24 protein-coding genes are annotated in these 22969 nt (G+C 43.4%); 11 read left to right on the top strand and 13 right to left on the bottom strand.

What is annotated here, in order from left to right; all coding sequences use genetic code 11:
• Positions 1–32: 32 nt before the first annotated feature.
• Both OCU38_RS14455 and OCU38_RS14450 read right to left on the bottom strand, forming a co-directional pair.
• Positions 33–1139: a putative 2-aminoethylphosphonate ABC transporter ATP-binding protein gene (locus OCU38_RS14455; protein WP_261824901.1), complete on the bottom strand. Its 1107-nt coding sequence runs from the start codon at positions 1137–1139 to the stop codon at positions 33–35.
• 294 nt (positions 1140–1433) lie between these two features.
• Positions 1434–2438 carry a putative 2-aminoethylphosphonate ABC transporter substrate-binding protein gene (locus OCU38_RS14450; protein WP_021713962.1) on the bottom strand — a complete coding sequence of 335 codons (1005 nt, stop codon included), beginning with the start codon at positions 2436–2438 and terminating at the stop codon, positions 1434–1436.
• A 232-nt stretch (positions 2439–2670) separates the two neighbouring features.
• On the opposite strand from OCU38_RS14450, the gene phnW reads away from it, so the two are divergent.
• The 7 genes from phnW to OCU38_RS14415 all read left to right on the top strand — a co-directional run bounded on the left by phnW (position 2671) and on the right by OCU38_RS14415 (position 9330).
• Entirely contained in the window at positions 2671–3768 is a 1098-nt protein-coding gene (gene phnW / locus OCU38_RS14445) for a 2-aminoethylphosphonate--pyruvate transaminase (protein WP_261824900.1), read from the top strand.
• 2 nt (positions 3769–3770) lie between these two features.
• Positions 3771–5156 carry an aspartate aminotransferase family protein gene (locus tag OCU38_RS14440; RefSeq protein WP_261824899.1) on the top strand — a complete coding sequence of 462 codons (1386 nt, stop codon included), beginning with the start codon at positions 3771–3773 and terminating at the stop codon, positions 5154–5156.
• Positions 5149–5964 (top strand): phosphonoacetaldehyde hydrolase, encoded by an 816-nt coding sequence (gene phnX, locus OCU38_RS14435; protein WP_261824898.1) that lies wholly within the window; start codon positions 5149–5151, stop codon positions 5962–5964. Before OCU38_RS14440 ends, phnX begins: the two co-directional genes overlap by 8 nt.
• A gap of 83 nt (positions 5965–6047) precedes the next feature.
• Positions 6048–6713 carry an HAD family hydrolase gene (locus OCU38_RS14430; RefSeq protein WP_261824897.1) on the top strand — a complete coding sequence of 222 codons (666 nt, stop codon included), beginning with the start codon at positions 6048–6050 and terminating at the stop codon, positions 6711–6713.
• Positions 6714–6777: 64 nt separating this feature from the next.
• Positions 6778–7086, top strand: a complete 309-nt coding sequence (locus tag OCU38_RS14425; protein ID WP_261824896.1) for an ArsR/SmtB family transcription factor — start codon at positions 6778–6780, stop codon at positions 7084–7086.
• Positions 7087–7203: 117 nt separating this feature from the next.
• A complete protein-coding gene (locus OCU38_RS14420; protein ID WP_261824895.1) occupies positions 7204–8277 on the top strand; it encodes a permease in 1074 nt (357 codons plus the stop codon).
• 177 nt (positions 8278–8454) lie between these two features.
• Positions 8455–9330: a DMT family transporter gene (locus OCU38_RS14415; RefSeq protein ID WP_261824894.1), complete on the top strand. Its 876-nt coding sequence runs from the start codon at positions 8455–8457 to the stop codon at positions 9328–9330.
• A 113-nt stretch (positions 9331–9443) separates the two neighbouring features.
• Here the strand turns inward: OCU38_RS14415 and OCU38_RS14410 are convergent, their stop codons facing one another.
• On the bottom strand, positions 9444–9974 hold the full coding sequence (locus OCU38_RS14410; protein WP_261824893.1) for an NUDIX domain-containing protein: 531 nt from the start codon (positions 9972–9974) through the stop codon (positions 9444–9446).
• 340 nt (positions 9975–10314) lie between these two features.
• Here OCU38_RS14410 and OCU38_RS14405 point away from each other — a divergent pair, with 340 nt between their 5' ends.
• The gene (locus OCU38_RS14405) at positions 10315–11685 is read left to right on the top strand and encodes an L-serine ammonia-lyase (protein ID WP_261824892.1); all 1371 of its coding nucleotides are present in this window, start codon (positions 10315–10317) and stop codon (positions 11683–11685) included.
• Positions 11686–11776: 91 nt separating this feature from the next.
• On the opposite strand, the gene OCU38_RS14400 is transcribed toward OCU38_RS14405, so the two are convergent.
• The 7 genes from OCU38_RS14400 to OCU38_RS14370 all read right to left on the bottom strand — a co-directional run bounded on the left by OCU38_RS14400 (position 11777) and on the right by OCU38_RS14370 (position 18174).
• A complete protein-coding gene (locus OCU38_RS14400; RefSeq protein ID WP_261824891.1) occupies positions 11777–13528 on the bottom strand; it encodes a formate--tetrahydrofolate ligase in 1752 nt (583 codons plus the stop codon).
• Positions 13529–13674: 146 nt separating this feature from the next.
• Positions 13675–14247 carry a hypothetical protein gene (locus OCU38_RS14395; protein WP_261824890.1) on the bottom strand — a complete coding sequence of 191 codons (573 nt, stop codon included), beginning with the start codon at positions 14245–14247 and terminating at the stop codon, positions 13675–13677.
• Between the two features lie 183 nt (positions 14248–14430).
• Positions 14431–16491, bottom strand: coding sequence for a heavy metal translocating P-type ATPase (locus OCU38_RS14390; protein ID WP_261824889.1), 2061 nt, complete (start codon positions 16489–16491; stop codon positions 14431–14433).
• A complete protein-coding gene (locus OCU38_RS14385; protein WP_261824888.1) occupies positions 16488–16790 on the bottom strand; it encodes a YtxH domain-containing protein in 303 nt (100 codons plus the stop codon). Before OCU38_RS14385 ends, OCU38_RS14390 begins: the two co-directional genes overlap by 4 nt.
• Positions 16780–17085: a hypothetical protein gene (locus tag OCU38_RS14380; protein WP_261824887.1), complete on the bottom strand. Its 306-nt coding sequence runs from the start codon at positions 17083–17085 to the stop codon at positions 16780–16782. Before OCU38_RS14380 ends, OCU38_RS14385 begins: the two co-directional genes overlap by 11 nt.
• Before the next feature lie 4 nt (positions 17086–17089).
• Positions 17090–17845, bottom strand: a complete 756-nt coding sequence (locus OCU38_RS14375) for a YtxH domain-containing protein (RefSeq protein WP_261824886.1) — start codon at positions 17843–17845, stop codon at positions 17090–17092.
• Positions 17845–18174, bottom strand: a complete 330-nt coding sequence (locus OCU38_RS14370; RefSeq protein WP_261824885.1) for an HMA2 domain-containing protein — start codon at positions 18172–18174, stop codon at positions 17845–17847. Before OCU38_RS14370 ends, OCU38_RS14375 begins: the two co-directional genes overlap by 1 nt.
• A 159-nt stretch (positions 18175–18333) precedes the next feature.
• Here OCU38_RS14370 and OCU38_RS14365 point away from each other — a divergent pair, with 159 nt between their 5' ends.
• Positions 18334–18723 (top strand): HMA2 domain-containing protein, encoded by a 390-nt coding sequence (locus OCU38_RS14365; RefSeq protein WP_315972569.1) that lies wholly within the window; start codon positions 18334–18336, stop codon positions 18721–18723.
• Positions 18724–18862: 139 nt separating this feature from the next.
• Here OCU38_RS14365 and OCU38_RS14360 read toward each other — a convergent pair whose 3' ends face one another.
• From OCU38_RS14360 to OCU38_RS14350, 3 genes are all read right to left on the bottom strand, one after another.
• Positions 18863–19360, bottom strand: a complete 498-nt coding sequence (locus OCU38_RS14360; RefSeq protein WP_261824883.1) for a hypothetical protein — start codon at positions 19358–19360, stop codon at positions 18863–18865.
• Between the two features lie 153 nt (positions 19361–19513).
• On the bottom strand, positions 19514–20104 hold the full coding sequence (locus OCU38_RS14355) for a histidine phosphatase family protein (RefSeq protein WP_261824882.1): 591 nt from the start codon (positions 20102–20104) through the stop codon (positions 19514–19516).
• Between the two features lie 76 nt (positions 20105–20180).
• A complete protein-coding gene (locus OCU38_RS14350) occupies positions 20181–21476 on the bottom strand; it encodes an alpha/beta hydrolase (protein ID WP_261824958.1) in 1296 nt (431 codons plus the stop codon).
• 131 nt (positions 21477–21607) lie between these two features.
• On the opposite strand from OCU38_RS14350, the gene OCU38_RS14345 reads away from it, so the two are divergent.
• The gene (locus OCU38_RS14345; RefSeq protein WP_261824881.1) at positions 21608–22225 is read left to right on the top strand and encodes a 3'-5' exonuclease; all 618 of its coding nucleotides are present in this window, start codon (positions 21608–21610) and stop codon (positions 22223–22225) included.
• Between the two features lie 259 nt (positions 22226–22484).
• A complete protein-coding gene (locus OCU38_RS14340) occupies positions 22485–22844 on the top strand; it encodes a glutaredoxin family protein (RefSeq protein WP_261824880.1) in 360 nt (119 codons plus the stop codon).
• The last annotated feature ends 125 nt before the right edge of the window (positions 22845–22969 follow it).

The raw sequence follows: 22969 nt of genomic DNA, 5'->3' as shown, positions 1-22969 counted from the left end.
CCTCGTTGACACTTGCCACTGCGGTTTTCATATTATGCGACCTCTCGGATAACTGCGCTTGGTAGCGGGTAAGCATGCATATGCTTGGTCACGAGTTCGATGCGACGCTCTTGATCCAGTTGTAAATTCAGCTTGCGAGCTTCACGAACCGGAACATCTACAGCAATTAATGGCAATTCTGGATGCCCTTTTAAGCGGCAATCAACGCGAACGTAAGCACCTTGAAACTCAATGATTTCAATCGTGACTGCTAATGTGTTGTATTCAGATTCTGTAAAGAACAGGCTTTCAGGACGCAGAGCGAGTTCAAATTCCTGCCCTAAGTCTTGCTGCATGTATCGTGCACATTCCACATTGATAGTGTGCTCATGTACCTTAATTTGCGTGTCATTTAATCGCTGTGCGTGCAAAAAGTTCATGCTTCCCACAAACTGCGCCACAAAGCGAGTTTCTGGGTTTTCATAAATGTCTTGCGGCGTCCCTACTTGCTCAATCACGCCGTGGTTCATGACCACAATTCTGTCGGCCATAGACAGAGCTTCTTCTTGGTCGTGAGTCACCATGATAGTAGTGATGCCTAGCTTGCGTTGCAGCTGACAAATCTCTTCACGTAGGTGAGTACGTACTTTCGCATCGAGCGCAGATAAAGGCTCATCAAGTAGTAGCATTCCTGGAGATAACGCCAATGCGCGAGCCAGAGCAACACGCTGCTGCTGACCACCAGAAAGTTGATTTGGGTATTTGGTATTTGAAGTTGGCAGTGCAATGGTCTCAAGCCATTGTGAAACCGTTTCTTTAGCTTGTGCCTTTGAAGCACCTTGGTTTCTAAGCCCAATCGCAATGTTCTCTTCCACCGTTAAGTTTGGAAACAGAGCATAAGACTGAAACACGATCCCAAAGTCACGTTTTTCTGGGGGTAAAAAAGTAATGTCTTTGCTGGCTTGTTCTATTTGACCGTAAGTCGGCAAATCCAATCCTGCAATAGCGCGTAGCAGCGTTGTTTTGCCACAGCCTGAAGGGCCCAAAAAGCAAACAAACTCGCCTTTATCGATCGTTAGCGATATATCATTTAAAGCCGTGAACTGGCCAAACTGTTTCACTACGTTATTGATTTTCAAATAGTTTTGGTTGGTTTTCATAACACCCTCCAAATGGTATATACCAATAATAGAGTGAGACTATGACAATGAGATTACACCTGTGTTAGAGAATAATGACAAACATAAGTAGTGTTGAAATTTGCAAGACAGATGAAGAGAGATTAGGAAATTTACAATGTAAATTGATCGTCACAACTAGCAGATAACGGTAAATTGATAAACAAAAACACCCAGATTCAATTAGCGGTTTGAGCCTGAGTGTTTCATTTACAGTCTTTCTAAAATGATTGCACTTGGCGCCATTTATTCAGCGAAAAGCCCAACTAAAAAGTCTTACTTCGCTTCTGATTTACCATCAAACTTGTCAGACCAAGTTTTTAGGACATCTGCGCGCTCACTGCCCATGCGAGCAAAGTCCATTTTCGCCATTTTCTGTTGTACGTTAGGGAAGTTAGCAACTACAGCTTTCACGTCTTTGTGTCCTACCACTGGGTACATTTCAACGTACAGCTCATTCGCTTCTTTTGAAATAGACCAATCCACTACGCGCTGCGCCGCTTTTGAGTCTTTTACTAGACCAACTGCTTCAGATTCCCAACCGATGCCAGCAGGAGTAATCACATCCAATGGTGCGCCTTGAGTCTTTAATTTAGCGCCGCGACTTGCCATGGAAATACCGATAGCCACTTCACCCATACCCGCTTGCACACAAGGCTTAGAACCTGAGTGCGTGTAATGTGCGATGTTGCTGTGTAGGTTTTGCATGTAAGCCCAACCTTTGTCATCACCCATGTTTTGTAGCCATGCTGATACTTGCATGTAGCCAGTACCTGAAGAAGCAGGGTTAGGCATGGCAATGTGGCCTTGGTAAACAGGTTTAGTCAAATCTTCCCATGAAGTTGGCTTAGGCAGGTTTTGTTGTTTCGCTACGATTTCATTGAAGCAAATCGCGTTGAAGAATGCGTCGTTGCCATACCAAGCTTGAGACGATTGAGGGTCATTAAGTTCAGCGTGCAACTTATCTAAGCCCTGTGGCGTGTACGACTTTAAAATGCCTTCTTCTTTAAGCAGTGCCATAGATGAACCTGCGAGGCCCCACACTACTTCCGCTTGCGGGTTCTTCTTTTCTGCCAATAGCTTAGCCGTCATGATGCCCGTAGAGTCACGAACCCAATTAATTTTGATATCAGGGTTAGACTTTTCAAATGCATTCTTATACTTCGCCAGAATATCTGTTTCAAATGCAGTGTAAACCGTCACTTCAGTTGCGGCCAATACGTTGGTTGACAACATCGCGATCATTGTTGCCAATGAGCCTTTAATAAAACGCTTATTCATCTCTTTTCCCTTGTTAAAATACAATTTGGTCTGCACCAGTTAATTTAAGCGTAGATTAAGCATCAAAGATGACGAATCAATGAACAAACAATGGCACTTTTACGATAATTAGTCGTAATAACGAGCAAATCACGGCTTAACATGAAACTTTTATGAATTACTCGAAACAAACTTGCGAGTAAGTTTTGACGTGTTAAAGTAAAAACAAAGCAATGGTATAGTCCAAAATGAAATGAAAAACGAATATCTACTACTTACTCCAGGTCCACTATCAACCTCAGAATCAGTACGTTCAGCAATGCTCAAAGATTGGTGTACGTGGGATGATGACTACAATAAAGACGTTGTAGAAGTGATCCGCCGCAAACTGGTTAAATTAGCCACCTCGCGCATTGGTTATACGAGTGTATTAATGCAAGGGAGCGGCACAGCATCGGTTGAAGCGACTATCGGTTCCGCGATTCCGAAAAACGGAAAGCTATTTGTTATTGATAACGGCGCATATGGCGCACGCATCTCACAAATTGCCGAATATTTGCATATTGATCAGCATGTAATGAGCTCAAGTGAGACCACTTTTCCCTCTATTGAGCAAGTAGAACAAATTTTCATTAACGACCCTAATATCACTCACTTTGCTATCGTGCATTGTGAAACCACCACTGGGATGTTAAATCCGGTACAAGAGCTTGTGGCACTGGCAAAACGTTACAACAAAGTGGTCATTATGGACGCTATGTCGAGTTTTGGCGGAATTGAAATGGATATTGGCGACATGGATATCGATTTTATGATCAGCTCTGCTAATAAATGCATTCAAGGCGTACCCGGCTTTGGCTTTGTCATTGCTAAACAATCCCAATTAGAACTGTGCCAAGGTCAAGCTCGCTCGCTGAGCTTAGACTTATATGATCAGTGGCAATGCATGCAAGAGAACCATGGTAAATGGCGCTTTACCTCTCCGACGCACACTGTCCGAGCATTCTATCAAGCTCTGCTTGAGCTAGAAGAAGAAGGCGGAATTTCCGCTAGAGCCCATCGCTACGCCACCAATCAACAAATTTTGGTGCAAGGTATGCGTCAATTAGGGTTCCAGCCTTTGCTCGATGAGCCTTTGCATTCGCCGATTATTACTTCATTTTACTCACCTTCGCACAGTGAGTATCAATTTAAAGAATTCTACGACCGCCTTAAAGCGCAAGGGTTTGTAATTTACCCAGGCAAAGTGTCAAATGCAGATTGTTTCCGCATTGGTAATATTGGTGACGTCTTTCCTGATGATATTCATCGGCTCATTAATGCTGTAGAAAAAGCAATGTATTGGAACTGATCATGACGACGTTTACTGATGCCCCATCCTCGCATTTTAGAAGTGAGGGAGATATCAATACCACAGATGCCCGTGAGCAGTGGAATAGAGGTTTACAACACGCACGTACCGATGAGTTACTGGCACGTGACAGCCAAGTATTTCTGCATCAGGCAATGTCGACGCCTTGTCTTGATGCGTTAGTTGGCGCGAAAGGCATCTATATTGAAGATGCGCAAGGCAAGCAATATATGGACTTTCATGGCAATAATGTTCATCAATTAGGCCATGGTCATCCAGCGGTGATTGATGCTATTCAAACACAATTACAACAACTACCTTTTGCTCCGCGACGCTTCACCCACTCTACGGCTATTGAGTGCGCGGAAAAACTGACCCAAATCTGTGGTGGAAACCTAGACCGAGTGCTGTTTGCTCCCGGTGGCACCTCCGTCATTGGTATGGCGTTGAAACTGGCCCGTCACGTAACTAAAAACTACAAAGTGGTTTCGTTATGGGATTCTTTTCATGGCGCTTCATTAGACGCAATTTCGGTTGGCGGAGAAGCCTGCTTTAGAGAAGGCATGGGGCCTTTAATGGCGGGCGTTGAACGCATTCCACCAGCGGTAAGTTATCGCGGCGCACTGCCCTCGCCTGACGGCAGTGATGTGCACTATGCAGACTACCTTGAATATGTGATTGAAAAAGAAGGTGGCGTAGGCGCATTTATTGCAGAAGCGGTGCGCAACACCGACGTACAAGTACCAAGCAAAGCATATTGGAAGCGCGTCAGAGAAATCTGTGACAAACACAACGTGATGCTGATTATCGATGATATCCCCAATGGTATGGGCCGCTGTGGCGAATGGTTTACCTACCAAGCGTACGACATTGAACCGGATATTTTATGTATCGGGAAAGGCTTTGGCGGCGGCGTTGTGCCTATTGCCGCTATGGTCACTCAAGATAAGTACAACACGGCGGCTAAGGTCTCTTTAGGACACTACACCCATGAGAAAAGCCCCCTCGGATGTGCCGCGGCGCTCGCCACTATCAATGAAATAGAGCAACAAGCCCTACTACCAAAAGTGCGTCAAGATGCGCAATTTATGCAGCGCAAACTAGAAAGAATGCAACAAAGCTATGCGCTAATTGGCGATGTGCGAGGCATCGGCCTGTTATGGGGCGTTGAACTAGTGTGTGACCCTATCACCAAACAAAGAGCCTTTGATGAGGCAGAAGCGGTACTTTACCAATGCCTTAATAATGGTTTGAGCTTCAAAGTATCACAAGGCAATGTTATTCAATTGAGCCCGCCTTTAATCATTACTCGAAAACAACTTACCGAAGCGTTAACCCTCTTCGAAAATGCCATTAAAAAAGTATCTAAGGACTTTCACTATGTCTAATTCAACTGTTCAAGCTGTCATCTTCGATTGGGCGGGAACCATTGTCGATTTTGGCTCATTTGCCCCTACTACTATTTTTGTTGAAGCGTTCAAGCGTGAATTCGATTTCGAATTATCTCTTGATGAAGCCAGAGAGCCAATGGGTCTAGGTAAGTGGGATCATATCCAAGCTGTTGGGCGCATTCCATCGGTTAAGCTACGTTGGATTGAACGTTTTGGCAGTGCCATGTGTAGCGAAGATATTGATCGCATCTACCAAACCTTTATGCCACTGCAAAAAGCGAAAGTTGCCGATCACGCAGAGCCTATTCCTCATGCGTTAGAAGTTGTCAACGCATTGAAACAAAAAGGCATTAAGATTGGTTCGTGTTCGGGCTACCCTCGACAAGTGATGGATATACTGGTCAATTCAGCCAAAGATTATGGTTATCATCCTGATTGCGTGATCGCTACCGATGATTTACCACAAGGCGGACGCCCTGCTCCATTTATGGCACTGCAAAACGTCATTGAACTGGGCGTTACTGATGTGCGTCAATGCATTAAAGTCGATGATGCCGCGCCGGGGATCGACGAAGGCAATAACGCCGGTATGTGGACAGTAGGACTGCTACTTTCTGGCAATGAAGCAGGCCTTACTTTAGAGCAATACCTCAATGCAGACGAAGAAACTCTTGCTCTAGCCCGCCAAAAAGCCAAAGCTAAGCTAGAAAAAAGTCAGCCTCACTATCTGATTGATACTATTGCAGACTTTCCAGAAGTTGTCGCTGATATCGAGCGCCGACTAGCCGCTGGCGAACGCCCTTAAATTAGTAAGCACAAATAAGGCGTCCGCTGCTGCGCGTGACGCCTTCTCCCCTCAATGACCCCGTTTTAAAAAAAGGATACACAGTGACTCAGTCTCTATACGTTTTTGATCTAGACGATACCCTTATCGATGGAGACAGCGCTATGCTCTGGCATCAATATCTAGTCGAACATGCCATCATTCAAGACCCTAATTTTTTAGCCGAAGACCAAAGATTGATGAGCTTATATGCCGAAGGCAAACTGGATATGCAGCAATATTTAGATTTTGCTACTGCGCCACTGACCAAGATCACACAAGCTGATCTGGCTGTGCTCGCCGATAACTTTACTCAGCAATGCATTGCGCCTTTGGTTTTTCCACAAGCCAAAGATCTGCTGGATAATTTACAGCAGTCAAACACTACCGTGGTGCTTATCTCAGCCACCGTTGATTATCTGGTGCAAGCGATTGCCAAAATGCTAGGTATAAAACACGCCTACGGCATTCAACTAGAAAGCAATCAGTCTTACCTGCAAAGCCAAATTAAAGGCATTGCGACTTTTCGTGAAGGGAAAGTCACCTGCCTAGAGCAATGGCTAGAACAGCATCCTAGCTTTAAAGAGCATCACATCGTGTTTTATTCCGATTCTATTAACGATAAGCCCATGTGTTTACGTGCCGATAGCACATTTGTGGTCAACCCTTGCCCGCAACTTTCCGTAGCCGCGCACATCAATGGCTGGCCAGCATTAAACTGGGCTCTATAAGGCAATGCATGCTTGCTTCACCTAGATACTTCCACTAGCATGGAATTATTATCAGGAGAGAAGCATGCAACTAGAACACGTCGCCAAAGCACTAAAAGAACTTGGTCATCCCACACGTCTCAGTATTTATAAATTGGCGGTAAAAGCCGGTCATCAAGGTGTGCCTGTTGGTGATATTCAGCAACAATTGAATATCCCTAGCTCCACGCTCTCTCATCATATTTCCAACTTATCTTCTGCCGGATTGCTTTCTCAAAGACGTGAAGGTCGCACCTTATTTTGCATTGCTCAGTACGAAAATCTGCAACAGGTTATCGATTTCCTACAAGACGAATGTTGCCTAGACGAATATTGCCTCAGCGAATCAAAATAAAATTTCACTAAAATTCAACGCATTAGTTTATATTTCGACTTTTATAGAAATAAATACTTGTAATAGCGACTCATATTTCTATAATTCCAATATTGTCGAAATATAGAGAGCAACACAATGAACAACCAATTATTAAGCATGGCGCAAGAAGCAGGACATATGTTCCTATTTTTAGCCGCAGAACTGACCGTTTTATTTCTTGCCATTAGTTATTTGGTAGGAGTACTACAAGAATTCATTACACCGCAAAAGATCCAATCGATCCTGAGCTCAAAAAATGGACGAGGATACTTTGTTGCCGCACTTTTAGGCTCAATAACGCCGTTTTGTTCTTGCTCAACCATTCCTTTTTTAAAAGGTTTGCTAAGAGCTCGCGCAGGGTTTGGGCCTATGATGGTATTCCTATTCGCCAGCCCGTTACTTAATCCGGTCATTATTGGGCTATTTGTGGTCACCTTTGGCTTTAAAGTGGCGATATTTTATTTTGCTATCGCAATGTTAGTATCCGTAGTCTCTGGTTATGTACTGGAAAAGTTAGGTTTTGAAAAGTATGTACGCCAAGAAGCTTACCAAGCAGACAGTGCGCAAAGCTCTTGCTCTGCAACAAATACCTGTGCTGAGAGCAGTAGTGAAAGTTGTGGTGAATCTAATGAACCAATGATAGCGAGTACTTCTTGCTGTACTTCAGGCAAGGCAAATGCCGATAAAACACAACAACCAGAACCAACACTGCAATTAAACACCAACTGTGATGGCACAATTTCACTACAAAAAACAGAGCTAAGCCGCTGGGTTCGCATTTGGGCATCCACTTGGAAAGACTTTAAGCAAGTACTTCCTTACTTGTTGATCGGTATTTTGATTGGTTCATTCATTTATGGCTTCATCCCAACTGACCTAATTGCAAAATACGCCGGTGACAAAGTGTGGTACGCCATTCCTATTGCCGCCATTATTGGTATTCCCCTTTATATTCGCGCAGAAGCTGTGATTCCTTTAAGTGCGGCATTGGTGCAAAAAGGCATGGCGCTAGGGTCAGTAATGGCATTGATTATTGGCAGTGCAGGCGCAAGTTTAACCGAGGTTATTTTGCTTAAATCTATATTTAAGAACCCATTAATTGCGGCATTTTTAGTAGTGATCTTAGGGATGGCAATGGGCGCAGGTTATCTATATAACTTCATGTTTTAAATAAGTAAAGTCTGCTTGGTGTGGCAGTCAGTAGATGGCTACACCAAGCTCTATACAAAAGGTTACTGCACACAAGATACCGCATACAAAAAAGGAAGGATGGATAAAACCCTATGGTTTGACGCTTTGTGTCTGTAGGATGGTTCTCTCTATTAAAGACTCATTCTAAGGACGAACGTGAGCTGGATCTTTTTCACCTTTTTGGCCGCTTTTAGCCAATCATGGCGCAATGCTTTTCAAAACCAATTGAGTAAAACCCTAAATGTCAGTGGCGTTACACTGGCACGTTTTCTATGGGCAAGCCCCCTCGCCTTATTGTATTTAGTCGCCCTCTATCAATGGCAACCGGCGGCTATGCCAACCTTTACCGGTTATTCATGGTTTTTTCTGATTGCGGCAGCCATCATGCAAATTGTTGCCACTGCGTTAATGGTACTGCTGTTTAAACAAAACAACTTTGCGATTGGCGCAGGACTGGCAAAATCAGAAGCGCCTGTGGCCGCATTTTTAGGAGTGCTGTTTTTTGGTACTAGCTTGACCTTTTTAGGTTGGGTGGGCGTTATGCTGGGCGGTATCGCGGTTTTGATCCTCAGTTGCCCTAAAGGATTTCGAGGTATTTCGCTCAATACAGCGGCGTTAGGTTTAGCCTGTAGCACCGCATTCGCACTGACGTCATTATGGATACGAGAGGCAAGTTTAAGTCTAAGCTTGCCATTTCCACACCGCGCAGCATGGGTGCTATTCATTGTTATCTTGCTACAAACCCTTTTGCTGACAGGCTACTTACTCATAAAAGATCGTAATACACTCAAACAGATGTTTAGCAAACCTAAACTTGTGATTATGACCAGCTTAGCCAGTTTTATAGGCTCTTTTGGTTGGTTTAGCGCCATGTCGTTACAAACTGTGCCTTATGTAAAAACATTGGGACAAGTGGAGATTTTCTTCACTATGCTAGTGTCGTACTTTTATCTCAAAGAAAGCATTCCAAGAAAGGATATCTTCGCGCTAGTGTTGGTCGCCTGCGCAGCGGTATTGGTGATGTGGCAGTAGATCGCTGTTATTGCGAATACTGATATTGCTCATAAAAAAGGATGCGCCACATGCTTGAGGCAAGGTTTAGCGCATCCCTTTAAATGACGTAATTGAATCACTTGAGTTATGGGTTATTGCACCCTTTCACTGGCAAGCAATTTATCTTGCACCGCCGACACCGCCCGCTTGGTCGATTCAAACGCAAACTGAGACAGATCTATCTCTGCTAACGGCAACCACTGTAAACTTTCAACATCATCATTCGCCACAACCTTGGCACCTTCGGTCAATGTCACGATAAACACCATATCGCAGGTTTTATAGGTGACGTTTTTATAAGGGTAAGTATTGGGAAAAGAAGTTAAGTATTGCGCCGAGGCGAGCTCTGCGCCAATTTCTTCTTTTAACTCTCTGTGCAATGCAAACTCCGCGCTTTCATCGGGATCAACAAATCCACCCGGTAAATCCCATAGCCCTTTACCGGGATCGCGCGAGCGAGTAGCAACCAACAACTGAGTGCGTTGTTGTGAGTCTTGTTTTATCACCACCGCCATCACCGCAGCAGCCATATTTTGAAAGAAAGTGAAGTCACAATCACTGCAAATAAACTGGTTGCCGTGAACGGCTAAACGTTGCGCGCCACACGCCGGACAATAGAGCATCTTCTCAAACCTTAAATAAAAATATTAACTTCTGTCACTTTATCATTGATAGAAAAAGGAAAGCATGACATTTGGCAGTATACTTAGTGATATAAGCATTGATATCAGCCATACTGAAAGGATGAGCCATCCTAGTTTGTCTGGCCTCGTTTGCTTGATATTGAAGCGGCAATCAGCACTCAATAGGAACACTATATTCCGCAGTAAAAGGACTTCATCAAACAACAAACACGGACTCGCGAACCTATAATCAGCATGTTGTCATGCGACAACGTCTTTCGCACTGTGTTTTGTTATTCCTAATTGGCGATTAGCCATAATGTTGTAATAGGTAAAGATTATGTACTCAATTTTTGATATCTACAAAATAGGTGTCGGTCCTTCTAGTTCGCATACTAACGGCCCAATGTTAGCGGGCTATTACTTTACGCAACTTATTCAGCAAAATGTGGCACAAGTCGCGCGCATTCAAATTGATTTATACGGCTCGCTGTCATTAACGGGTAAAGGTCACCACACCGACCGCGCTTCTATTTTAGGTTTGTTGGGAAACCGTCCCGATACCATCAAAATCGCCAGCGCCAATGCGCAAATGCACAGTGCGATTGAAGATGGAAAGCTCAACATCGCTAATCACCATGTGATTGATTTTGATTACGATAAAGACATTTTATTTCACAGCAACAATCTGCCATTACATGAAAATGGCATGACTATTTCAGCATTTGATCAGCAAAACTCTCGCATTGGCTTTGAGACTTACTATTCCATTGGTGGCGGATTCATTGCCACCGAAAAAGAGCTGCAACAAGGCAAAAAATCCTCTGATATTGACGTGCCTTTCCCTTTTAATAGCGCCGAACAAATGCTGGCACAAGCAGAGAAAAATGGGCTCAGCCTTGGCGGCATGATTCTACGCAATGAACAAGTGTTCCAAGACATGTCGGCAATTGATGCCAAAGCTGATCAGATTTGGAAAGTGATGCGTCTGTGCATGGAGCGCGGTTTTGAGACTGAAGGCATTTTAGACGGCGGATTAAACGTCACGCGCCGCGCGCCTAACTTATTGAAAAAGCTAGAAGCCAATGTTCTGGTGGAAAATGACCCAATGGAAATCCTTGATTGGATAAATCTATTTGCCTTTGCCGTGAGTGAAGAAAACGCCGCTGGCGGTCAAGTGGTCACCTCACCGACTAACGGTGCGGCTGGTGTTATCCCTGCGGTACTGATGTATTACCATCGCTTTATCAAACAGCTCGACACTAAACAGCTTAAAGATTTTATGGCGGTGTCTGGCGCGATTGGTATTTTATACAAAACCAACGCTTCTATTTCTGGCGCAGAAGTGGGTTGTCAGGGCGAAGTGGGAGTATCATCTTCCATGGCGGCGGCTGGATTAACCGCGCTTCGCGGTGGCAGTAATGAGCAAATTTGTATTGCGGCAGAAATTGCCATGGAACACTCATTAGGCATGACTTGCGATCCGATTGGCGGGCTAGTACAAGTGCCGTGTATCGAGCGCAATGCTATGGGCGCAATGAAAGCGATTAACGCCTCACGTATGGCATTAAGACGCTCTAGTAAATGTTTGATTTCGCTAGATGATGTCATCGATACCATGTATCAAACCGGTAAAGACATGAACAAGAAATACCGTGAAACCTCATTAGGTGGCTTGGCAATGATTCATCTTGCGCCGCCTTGTGAGTAACGAGCCAATCACTTAGTAAAAACCAAATAGAAAAGGCATACCTATATAGAGTATGCCTTTTTAATATTTGCTCTAAGCTACCATTGGAAAGTTAGCTTAAGCCTGTAATGTTACCGTCTTCATCAATATCAAGGTTCATAAAGGCTGGCTTATCAGGAAGCCCCGGCATGGTCATTACGTTGCCACACAGTGCGTAGATAAAGCCTGCACCGGCGCAAAGTCGCAGCTCACGAATCGGCACATCAAACTGTAACGGTGCGCCTTTCACTGAACCATCGGTTGAAATGGACATAGGCGTTTTTGCCATACAGATAGCTAAGTTATCAAAGCCTAAGGCTTTATATTGAGCCAGTTGCGATTGCGCTTTGTCACTCAAGGTAACAGACGCCGCGCCGTAGCCAATTTCGCTCACCGCCATGATTTTCTCTTCAAGAGGCTGATCCATACGATACAAAGGAGTAAATTGAGTCGGAGTGTTATGGCACTGCTCAACCACTTTATTGGCAAGCTCAACCGCGCCAGCGCCACCTTTTGCAAAGGCTTCACATATGGCGACTTCTACAGAATACGGCAGTGCTTCAACCATGTTCTTCAGTTGTAGCAACTCTTCATCAGTATCTTGCGGGAAACGGTTAATCGCAACTACGGCAGGAACGTCATACTTAGTCACGTTTTCAATATGCCATTTTAAGTTCGCAAAACCGGCTTCTAATGCCGCGCTGTCTTTTTCGTACATGCTGTCAGGGATCGGTTGACCCGGTTTTAAGCTGTATAATCCAGAGTTTGCTTTTAATCCGCGCAAGGTAGCGACAATCACCGCACAATCCGGCGCTTTATCAGAGGCTTGCGCTTTGATATTACAGGCTTTTTCAAAGCCCATGTCCGACCCAAAACCGCCTTCAGTAACGGTAAAGTCAGCCAGTTTTGTGGCAATATTATCCGCAATAATTGAAGAGTTACCGTGCGCAATATTGGCAAATGGTCCAGCATGAATCAGTGTTGGAATGCCTTCTAGAGTCTGCATCATCGTTGGCTCAATCGCCTCGCGCATACTCACTGTCATTGCTCCGGCAACACCAAGATCTTCAGTTGTCACCGCTTTACCTTCAAGGTTGTAACCGATCACAATCTTGCCAATGCGCTGACGTAGATCTTTAAGATCGCTAGCCAGTGCCAGTACTGCCATTAGCTCTGAAGCAGCTGAAATATCAAAACCATCTTCACGCTCATAGCCGTTAATGGTTTTGCCTTCGTCATTGATACCTACTGTCACTTTACGCAGTGCGCGATCGTTGTGGTCAATGACGCGTTTCCAAACGATAGAGTCCGCATCAATGCGTAGTGCGCTAAGCCCTGTGCGAGCTTCAAAATCGTCATAGCCTTTGCGCTGCTCGTGATAAATACGAGCATCAATAGCCGCAGACGCTAGGTTATGCGCAACCGTAACAGCGTGAATATCACCCGTCAGGTGCAAGTTTAGCTCTTCCATAGGCGCGACTTGAGAATAACCGCCACCTGCTGCACCACCTTTGACGCCAAATACCGGCCCCATAGAAGGTTGACGAATACAGGTCATTACAGACTGACCTACTTTGAATAAACCTTGCGCAAGTCCAATGGCAGTCACTGTTTTACCCTCGCCCAATGGCGTTGGGGTAATGGCAGTAACAACGATCAATTTACCCGTCTTTTTGTTTTCAAGACGTTTTAAAGCTTTGAGACTAATTTTTGCTTTGTGTTGACCGTGAGTTTGAATCTCGTCGCTGTGCAACCCTATTGCGGTTGCGACATCTGAAATGGGGCGTAAGGGGGTAGATCGTGAGATTTCAATGTCCGACAGCATATGGTCCTCTGGAGGGATAAAAAGACAATCTGATATGGGCGGAAATCTTAAAGAATTTTTATAATAAGTAAAGAGCAAACGTTTGCGTGACTTGAAAAAACGATATTTTTCATTTACTGAAAACCATTAGCTAACAGAGTTCATCATCACTGGTTACTTTTTCTTAATAGACGCGTGATCCAATAACATATTCCCCTCTTTTGTTTCGACATTTTCTCTTTGCCCACGTAAAACGATTTAAGCCATTCACTACGTAATTGACTAGATGAAGAAGATGAAAATGGGCTCAGCAGTTCGGCGGTTTCATTGGCGTAATCATAAGCTAATGAATAGTCGATGTTTGATTGCCCTTGTACAAACAGCCACAAATGCATAGTGAGCCAGATTTCGACGATTAACGGAGACTTAAACGCCTGTGCGTGGTGTTTATCCAGAGAATCATCTATAACTTTTTGCATCGCCAATAAACTTGGCTGTTGCGTGCGCAATTGCTGCAACTGTTTTTCATGGTGCAGAGTAAATAAACCGAGCAACAATTGCTGATCCGTATGCTCAGGGTATTTTGCCTTAGAACGCTCAAATAAAGGTGAGAGTGCATCACTCAATTGATTGAGTTGTGCTAGTATTTGCGTTTGTTGATCCGCAATACCGTCCTGCCCTTCAGGAAGAGAAAAACCTATTGATTGCAAAGTATTAAATAAAGAATGTTCAGAGGGCATAAGGGATTAATATGACTGAAAAACCTAACCATACCTTATCTTTTTCACTACGCCTAATAGAACGAAATACTATTTTATAGCTAAGATTGATGAGCGGAAATTAATAAGCAAAAAAGAATGGCTGTGAAGAGACAAAATAAAGGCAAAAGATCGTCAATCTTTTGCCTTTATTAAACTATCACTTTAGTAACGACGTAACGCGGCAGAGCGCCCTAAAATAGAGAGTGTTGTACCATTGTGTAGTAATGCACTCATTGTCGGGTTTAAATAGCCTAACGCAGCGGCAAGCATGATGCCGCTGTTGACGTACTCAGCCAGCTTAATGTTAGAGTGAATCACGCGCATGGCGATATTCGCTAACTCTCTTGCTTCGACCACGCCATGTAATCCGTCTTTCAACAACACCACATCAGCCACTTGCCTTGCTAGCTCAGTGCCTCGGCACATTGCCACACCCACATCGGCCGCGGTTAAGGCGGGTGCATCGTTCACACCATCACCAATAAACATGACCTTTTTACCTTCTTGTTGCAACGATTCAATGATCGACGATTTCTCAGAAGGCACTGTTTGTGCGTACATTCGGTCTAGCTGCAATTCATCGGCTAAAATCTGTGCTTTGTAAGCACTGTCACCGGTGATCATTATCAGCTCATTCACGCCAAGTTTACGCAGATCAGTCAATGTCTGTAGCGCATCTTCACGTAGATGATCACGAAGCCCGATCATGCCAATTAATTTACCCTCGTTAGAGATATAAATCAGGTGACGACCTTCCGCTTCATATTGCTGAATAACGTCTTCAACACGGCTAAAATCGACATTTTCATGCGATTCAAGGAAGTGACGGCTTCCCATTACCAGTTGATTGTCATTCAAAGTGGTTTTTAAACCATGTGCAATAACGTATTCAACTTCACCGTGCTCAATGTGCGGCAATTCATTGTGTTTAGCCGCATTAACCACAGCTTGTGACAATGGATGATTACTGTGCTCTTCAACCGAAGCTGCTATTGCCAGTAAATCACGCGCATTTTTTTGGCAACATAAAGGAATGACATCAGTCACTTCCATATCGCCATGCGTTAAAGTACCTGTTTTGTCGAAGACACAGGTATCTATGCCAATCAACTTCTCAATAGCGCTACCGCCTTTAAATAAAATACCTTGCTGAGCCGCACGATACATTATTGATTTAAAGGTCACCGGCGTACTGAGTTTCAAGGCGCATGAGTAATCCACCAAGAATACCGAAGCTACGCGGTTAATATCTTGAGTAAGGGCAAACACAGCAGCACCGATACCTAAGGTAATTTTCACGCGGCGATCCGCCATATCTTGCGTCACACGCTGAATTTCACTTTTCTCGCTCAAAGAGTCATAGATAAGTTTCGCAATTTGCGCGGTAGTCGCTTCACTGCCCACTTTATCTACACGGACAAGAATAGTGCCTTCAGTAACTAAGGTACCAGAGTAAACTTTCGCGTCGTGTTCTCGACGTACTGGCACGTTTTCACCGGTCAATGAAGACTGGTTAATCAAGGCTGCGCCTTTAACTACCGTACCGTCGATAGGAATAAGCACGCCAGGCGCTAGCTCAATCACATCGCCTTCTTGCAACGTGTTTGAATTAACTTGCGTTCTAACTCCGTCTTTCACGAGCCAAACAATAGTATCTTTAGGGCGCATTAAATCAGCCAATAGCTCATCGCTATTACGACTGGTTTTCTGCTCCATATATTCACCAAGGCTGATTAAGCTTTGGGTCATCATTGCCGTTTTGTAGTCACCACGCCAAGCCGAAAGCCCAACAGCGATAGCATCTAAAACTTCAACCGATACTTTTTTGTCTTTTAACTCTTTCACACCTTCTAGCAAAGTTGGTGCAATCAAAGTTGCAGTTGTCACTGCGCCCCATTTTTGAGGCAATAGTGCGGCAGATATAGTACCAATGACATTCATTGCTATATCACCACGGGTGAACTCATGTTCGCTTTCTTCAGTTGTTGCTTCTGAAAAATCTAGCTGAGATAAACGCTGCTCAACGATACTGTAATCGAGAATATCTGTTTCATACTCGATGACAATAGAGCAGGCAACCTCGTTAACACGAACCAGTGAGATTCCTTGAATAGCCATTAAACTGGTTTTAATCCAAGAACCTATATCAGAATAGTGTCTTAGTTTAGGAACCCTAAAGCGAATTCGTCCGGGGACGTGATGCTTTAATTTAATGGGGTTCATTCTTCACCCTTATGCAGATTACGGTAGTACTCAAGCTCAGCTTGGGTATCTTCCAAACGCTCTTTTAATTCTTCAACTTCACCGCGCACGCTTGACCAAGCTTTCTCGCCAGTAGTCACAACGCCTTGCTTGAATTTCTTATTTGTTAGCAAATAAGCAACCGCAGCACCTGCTGCTAGGCCCATAGCAAAGTGGGTCTTAGTATTTTGATTTTTATATTGAGTAGTCTCGTTTTGTGCAGTCTGTGGTTGCTGCGCATGATCTGCTGGAGCACTACTTGCAAATGGATTAATTGCCATTTTTTGATCCTGATGATTGATCTAATAAATACAAACCCGCCGCTCCAACGCTCAAGATAGTCAACATAGAAAGAGCAGGACGTCCTGCCATTTTTTCTGCGACATAAGTTGTAGCGCCAGAAGCAATCCCGGTTTTAAGAGCGGTTTTGGCTGCGTTTCCTACCAATTCATTGGTTGAGAGAGAGCCGTCTTTATATTGGTTCCATTGATGGATAATGGTGCCACCGCCACCTGCGATAGCACCGACCAACATAGCTCTATTAGCCGAACTCAATCGATTTGTTGAGTTACTCATAGGCTTATTGCTCTTTCGTTTCTTCAGGTTCTGCAGTTTCTTCTTTTACTTCTGGTTCAGCTTTATGCTTCTCTACAGACTGTTGGAAACCTTGTTTACCTGCACTCACTGTATCTCTGAAAATTTCGCTGCCAGTGCTGATGTTTTCTTTTACTGATGATGCTGTGTTAACCGCAGTATCTTTTACGCCTTCTGTGCCAGTTTTAAGCATGCCACCAGCACCAGAAACGAGACCCATTAGTTTGCCTCGAACGTTTTCATTGCCAAGTAACATAGCTGCCGCTGCGCCAATCATTGCGCCTTTCCAAAATTCTTTATCACTCATACCAAAAGTTCCTAATATTTCTTTAAACGTTCCCGCATCTTCACCTAAAGCATCATCCAACATGACCTGTGCTTGCGCAAAAAGAGCGTCATGGTTGTCTGAGGATTCTGGAGCTTGTTGCGGCTGTTGTTGTGCCTGAGGCTGTTGCACCTGAGGTTGCTGATGCTGATACGGCTGTTGTTGGTGCGGCTGTACGGGCATCTGCGGATGGCCATAATATTGATGTGGCATCATATTGGGTGGATATTGTGAAGCCATATAAGGTGACATCATTGGTGGCATCATTGGTGGCATCATTGGTGGCATCATTGGTGGCATATTTCCGCCCAATTGCTGCTGCATAGCAACATAAGACTTTGCCATTTCTTTTTGCATTTCTAACATCGCATGAAAATACGCTTCATACGGATCAGAAGAGGGGTGTTTATCTTCCATTAACAATCTCCGCTGTTATTTACGCGCTCAGCAATTTTGTGGCAGGCTGCTTCTACATCGGATTCGTTATCGGAAAATAATGATTCTATCCAATCAGGCTCAATCGCGATTGGATCATACTCAATGAGAATACTTCCTGTTTTAGGGTTGAGCTGATAATTCTTAAATGCAGGTACTGATTGAAGTGCTTTTTCAATATCTTGGCTTTTAAATGTGCTTAGCTGCGCAATAATTCCAAGCTTATATTTAAGTCGTACCCGACCAGGTATATGGTGGCTAATTTTAACCCATTTTCTTAATTTCAATACTCTTGAAACATATTGATTCATAACCATTAACCCATGATTTCAAACAAATGACATATATCGTTACATAAAAAGTAATACAATATATGTTTGAATTTAGTGTCCCTAATTGTGCGCTCAATTACAAGTTGAATCGGTTTTTTTTGCACTCATTAAGGGGGAGTGGTAACATTGCTAATGTAAATGATTATCATTTGGTGTGCGATTACTATGAATACTTATATTCACAAAACAAATCAACGAGTTAGGGTAAGATCTGACTATATTAGAAATCATCCAAAAACAGTGATGAGCCTCTTAGAGCAATTAGAAGAAATTGATGCGATCAATAAAATAACCTACCGCAAACATGCAGGTTCCGTTGCCATTCATTTTGATGACAAAGAGCTTGATTGTGAGAGCTTAATCGAAATTCTAGAAAGTCATAATTGGATGCAAAGTACGCAGAAGCCTTCGTTTATTGAAAACGCAGCCATATCGGGTACGAAAACATTAGCTAAGAGCATTGCAGGCATTGCGTTAAGTCGCTTAGTCGGCCCGTCTATTAGTCGCGCAATATTAAACTTTGCCTAAGTAACGCACGCCCTAGTCCACGAATAATCATCCTACCAAACTGCATCGCTAGTTTGACACTCACCCTGCAAGTTAAAAATCTATTCTGTAAGTTAAAAACCTAACCTACAAGTTTAAGGTCTACCCTGTAAGTTCAACTCTATGCCGAGAGCTTATAACGCTTCGCCGCACACTTACATATTCCGTTTTGCAAAGCAGGGCATCGTTTACACGGTGGTGATTTAAGCGCGACATGTAAAATAGATTTTGTTGGGCGCGATTGTCGCTTTGAAGATGAGCGCGGGCTTTCTACTGAGATTGGTTTTGCAGAAGATGTGGCATCTTTAAGAGATGCTGGCTTTTTAAGCTGTTCTCGCAAAGGCGCTTCCACAATATCAATATTGTGTTGGTGGTCATTAAACCAAGATAACACCGGCAGTAAAGGTGTTGCCAATTCATAAGCCACATCAGCAATGACTTGATTGACCCCTTGGTTAATATCCTGTTTCAAAGCATCACTGAAATAGAGCTGTCCCTCATTACTGGCCTTAACTTTACTCGCATCCAGTTTGAGTTTTTTAAGTTGCTCTATCCCCTGCTTCTTGATTTTCTTCTGTGACTTTTTTTTCAGCTTTTTTAGTGCTTTCTTCGCGTTCATATTCAGCACCTTTGCTCTCGATAACCCATTAATGATAACGATTACCAATAGCATTTGCAATATTTTGTCTTAATTACGAAGTTTTTAATTTGAATTATTGGCATATAGCAAGATCAAAAAAGATCCTGCTATCATGTGTCTTTAATGAATACATTACTTCACAACAGTTGCACCACTATCGTCTTTTTCTAATTGAATTAACGTGGCATTATCAGGGTCAGAGATCTCACTCAAACGACTTAGTGGAATACCAGAATAGTGGGCAAGTATGGTTTTTATGGCAATCCAGTGCGACACCACCATAATATTTTTATGCTTCTCTTTGGCAAAAATAGCTTCCAGCTCTGCCACCAACCTAGCCTGAAGCTGTTGAAAAGTTTCAGCACCTTGCAATTCAAATTGCTCAGAGCTGTTTAAGAACAATTGATACTGCTCAGGGTTAGCGCTCTCAGCGTCTGCTCTTAGCTTACCTTCCCATGCTCCTAAGTGTATTTCCTTGAGCGATTCTGAAGTTGAAACATCAACACCACGCCCCTCTAACAGTATTTCACTCGTATCCACTGCACGCAGCAACGGACTGACATACGCCTTATGTATTTCAAATTGCTCTAATAACTTTCGCGCCTGAATAGACTGCTGTACACCCATCTCAGTCAATGGCGAATTTTTCTGTCCCTGAAGTCGCCCCTCAACATTCCATTGTGTTTGACCATGCCTAAGCAGAAAAATCTTTGTTTTGTTCAATGTACTGTCTCTACGATGTAATAAGTCTACAGAGTGAGCAATATATCACTCTGTGGATTTGTCTCGAATGTGTTGATTACACCAACGTTGCCAACGTCTGTTCCCCAATAGCAAACAATTTACTTAACACTCGTTCACCGTCTAGGCGTAGGCCGTTGTGCTCGTATTCGTTGGTGATCCATGCTTGTGAGTTAGGGATTCTATTTAACGTTTCACAACTGAATGCCATTTCTACAAACATATCATCGGCATACACAGCGCAGCTTAATGGCACTTTGTTATTGGCTAATACTTCAGCGTCGTATAGTGGTTGCCAATCTGTTTTGTCCGCCAACAGAGTTGCTGCTGTTTGCAGTGGTTTGAGGTTTTTGTATTGCTCAAACATCCACGGGAATGTCATCTCGCCGGTGAAATAAAACGCTTGGCCTGCTTGGTAGTTAAATTGCGGGTGATTTTGTCTAACTCGGTGCGCACTCCACTGCGAAGCAAAACCTTGGCAATAGATAGATTCGTGCAAGATGGCATAAATAGGGTTGGTTTGAAATGCTTGCTCTGAGAGCATGGCATTTAAAAACTCATAGCTCAGAACCTGCCTACCATTTACCTCTACAAAGGCGCTTTCTAACAGATAGTAGGTTGGTAAAAAGGTATCGCTCATGCCAAAGTTTATGCCAATCTGCTGAAATTGCTCAGCAGTAAATCTTTGCCCATTTGGCAAGAATTCTTCATGCGTAATCAGGTGATCGGCAATCTTTTGGCATAGTGGTTGTGCTTGCGGGAACTGTCTGAAGAAGGCTTTGTTTTTTTGCGCTGTGCGCTTGAAGGTTGCTTCATAAACATCATCAATTGTTCTGTCTATGGAGGAAATACCGCCGGTGACATAACATTGCAATAAGCTGTCTGGAAACAGTGAAAGATAAGTTAATGTGCAGAAGCCACCAAAGCTTTGCCCTAATGTCGCCCACTTGTCGATGCCTAGTTTCTCACGAATGGTTTCAGCGTCACGAACTATGTTATCAGCACGAAAATGCGCTAAATACTCAGCCTGTTGCTCGCTATTGAGATGAGCTAAAGTTTGATGAGTGATCACGCTACTGTGGCCTGTACCGCGCTGATCTAGCAGCAATACGCGATATCGCTGTAATGCAACTTTTAGCCACCCCGAATGCCCATTGGGTCTAGGAGACGGAAAACCGGGGCCACCTTGAAAGAATAACAGCCAAGGTTTCGCGCTATTTTCGTCACCATTTAAACGGACTTCTCTGGCAAAAAGTGACAATGTTTGAGAGTTTGCATCGCTATAGCTAAGTGGCACTTCAAAAGTATGATTTTGATAGCAACAACCATCATTGATAAAAGTATTTCCGTGCATGAGATTTCCTTGGATAAGTTGACGCTCATACCCTACTGATTGTTGCGTCACTTTCCAAGTAATAGCGACAAGAAACTCATAAGCGATCATGTTAGAATGCCGTCGTTTTAATTCTATTTCTCAGAGTGTTTATGTCTTCTTCTGCCAATTCCGTTATTGTTCTCGATTTTGAAACCACAGGTCTCTCACCGAATATGGGTGATAGAGCCATTGAGATTGGTGCCGTTAAGTTAATGGACGGCAAAGTAGTCGACACTTTTCAGCAGTTAATGAATCCAGGTTTTCGCGTCAGTTCATTTATCGAAAGCTACACTGGTATCACCAATAACATGTTGCGCAGCGCGCCAAGTTGCGCCGAGGTTATGACTGAATTTTCCACATTTGTCGGCGATAGCAATATGGTGGCGCACAATGCTTCTTTTGATAAACGCTTTTTAGATGCTGAGCTTGAACTGCTAGATATTCAGTATTCTGGACAATTTGCTTGTTCGATGCTCATTGCACGACGCTTGTATCAAAATGCACCCACGCATAAGCTCGGCGATTTGATTCGTTATAAGAATATTGAACATGATGGCGTGTTTCACCGTGCATTAGCGGATTCGGAAATGACCGCCCGACTATGGATGGTGATGTTAGAAGAATTGCGCAGTAAAGGCATTGCCAACCCTGAGTTCGCGTTTATGCAAAAACTATCAAAAACCAGTAAAAATGCTCTGCACTCATTCATCAGTCAACACGTAAAGTAGCTTTCAACTTTGTAGCCTTGCTACGCTACTCGCCTGACTAACTCTATAACCCACAAAGCAGACTCCCTATAGGTTTAAGTGTGAAGAGTCATAACAAATGCCTCTTTACACTGTAAATTTTTTTATAGACTTCAATAGTTATTGTTCAAAGAACTCAGATAAATCATTGAAATGTGAGCCAAAACCCTATGAGATAAATTGACTATGATCAATTTTTGATTCAGCATGATGTTCACTATTTTAAAGACTGAGTCTAATCATGAAAGTCATCCGTATTCTCTTAGGTAAGATCATCTTACTGCTTAACTTTCTTTTCCCGCCAAAAGGAATCAAACGCACAAGTGAAGCGCAGCAACACGCTGATACTAAAGCCAAAAATTTAGCCTTATATCAATTTGAAGCCTGCCCTTTTTGCGTCAAAGTGCGACGCGAAATGAAACGCCAATCAATCGCTATCGAACTAAAAGATGCCAAAAATAACCACCAAGCACGTGAAGAGTTACAAAACGGCGGTGGCAACATCAAAGTACCCTGCTTAAAAATCACATCACAAGGTAAGGAAGTGTGGATGTATGAATCTTCAGATATCATCGCTTATCTACAAAAAGAATTTGCTTAGCGTTCAAGCATTTACATTATCGATGAATGATTTAAATCTTCGTAATCGGCTACTACAGCACTAGACACAAGTGAGTATTTACTTACGATAACGGAGATAAACCATACGCCCATATTGGGCGTGTG

This window comes from Vibrio neonatus (genome assembly GCF_024346975.1).
Taxonomy (GTDB): domain Bacteria; phylum Pseudomonadota; class Gammaproteobacteria; order Enterobacterales; family Vibrionaceae; genus Vibrio; species Vibrio neonatus.
The sequence above is the reverse complement of the archived record's forward strand: the minus strand, read 5'-3'. Positions and strand labels throughout refer to the sequence as shown.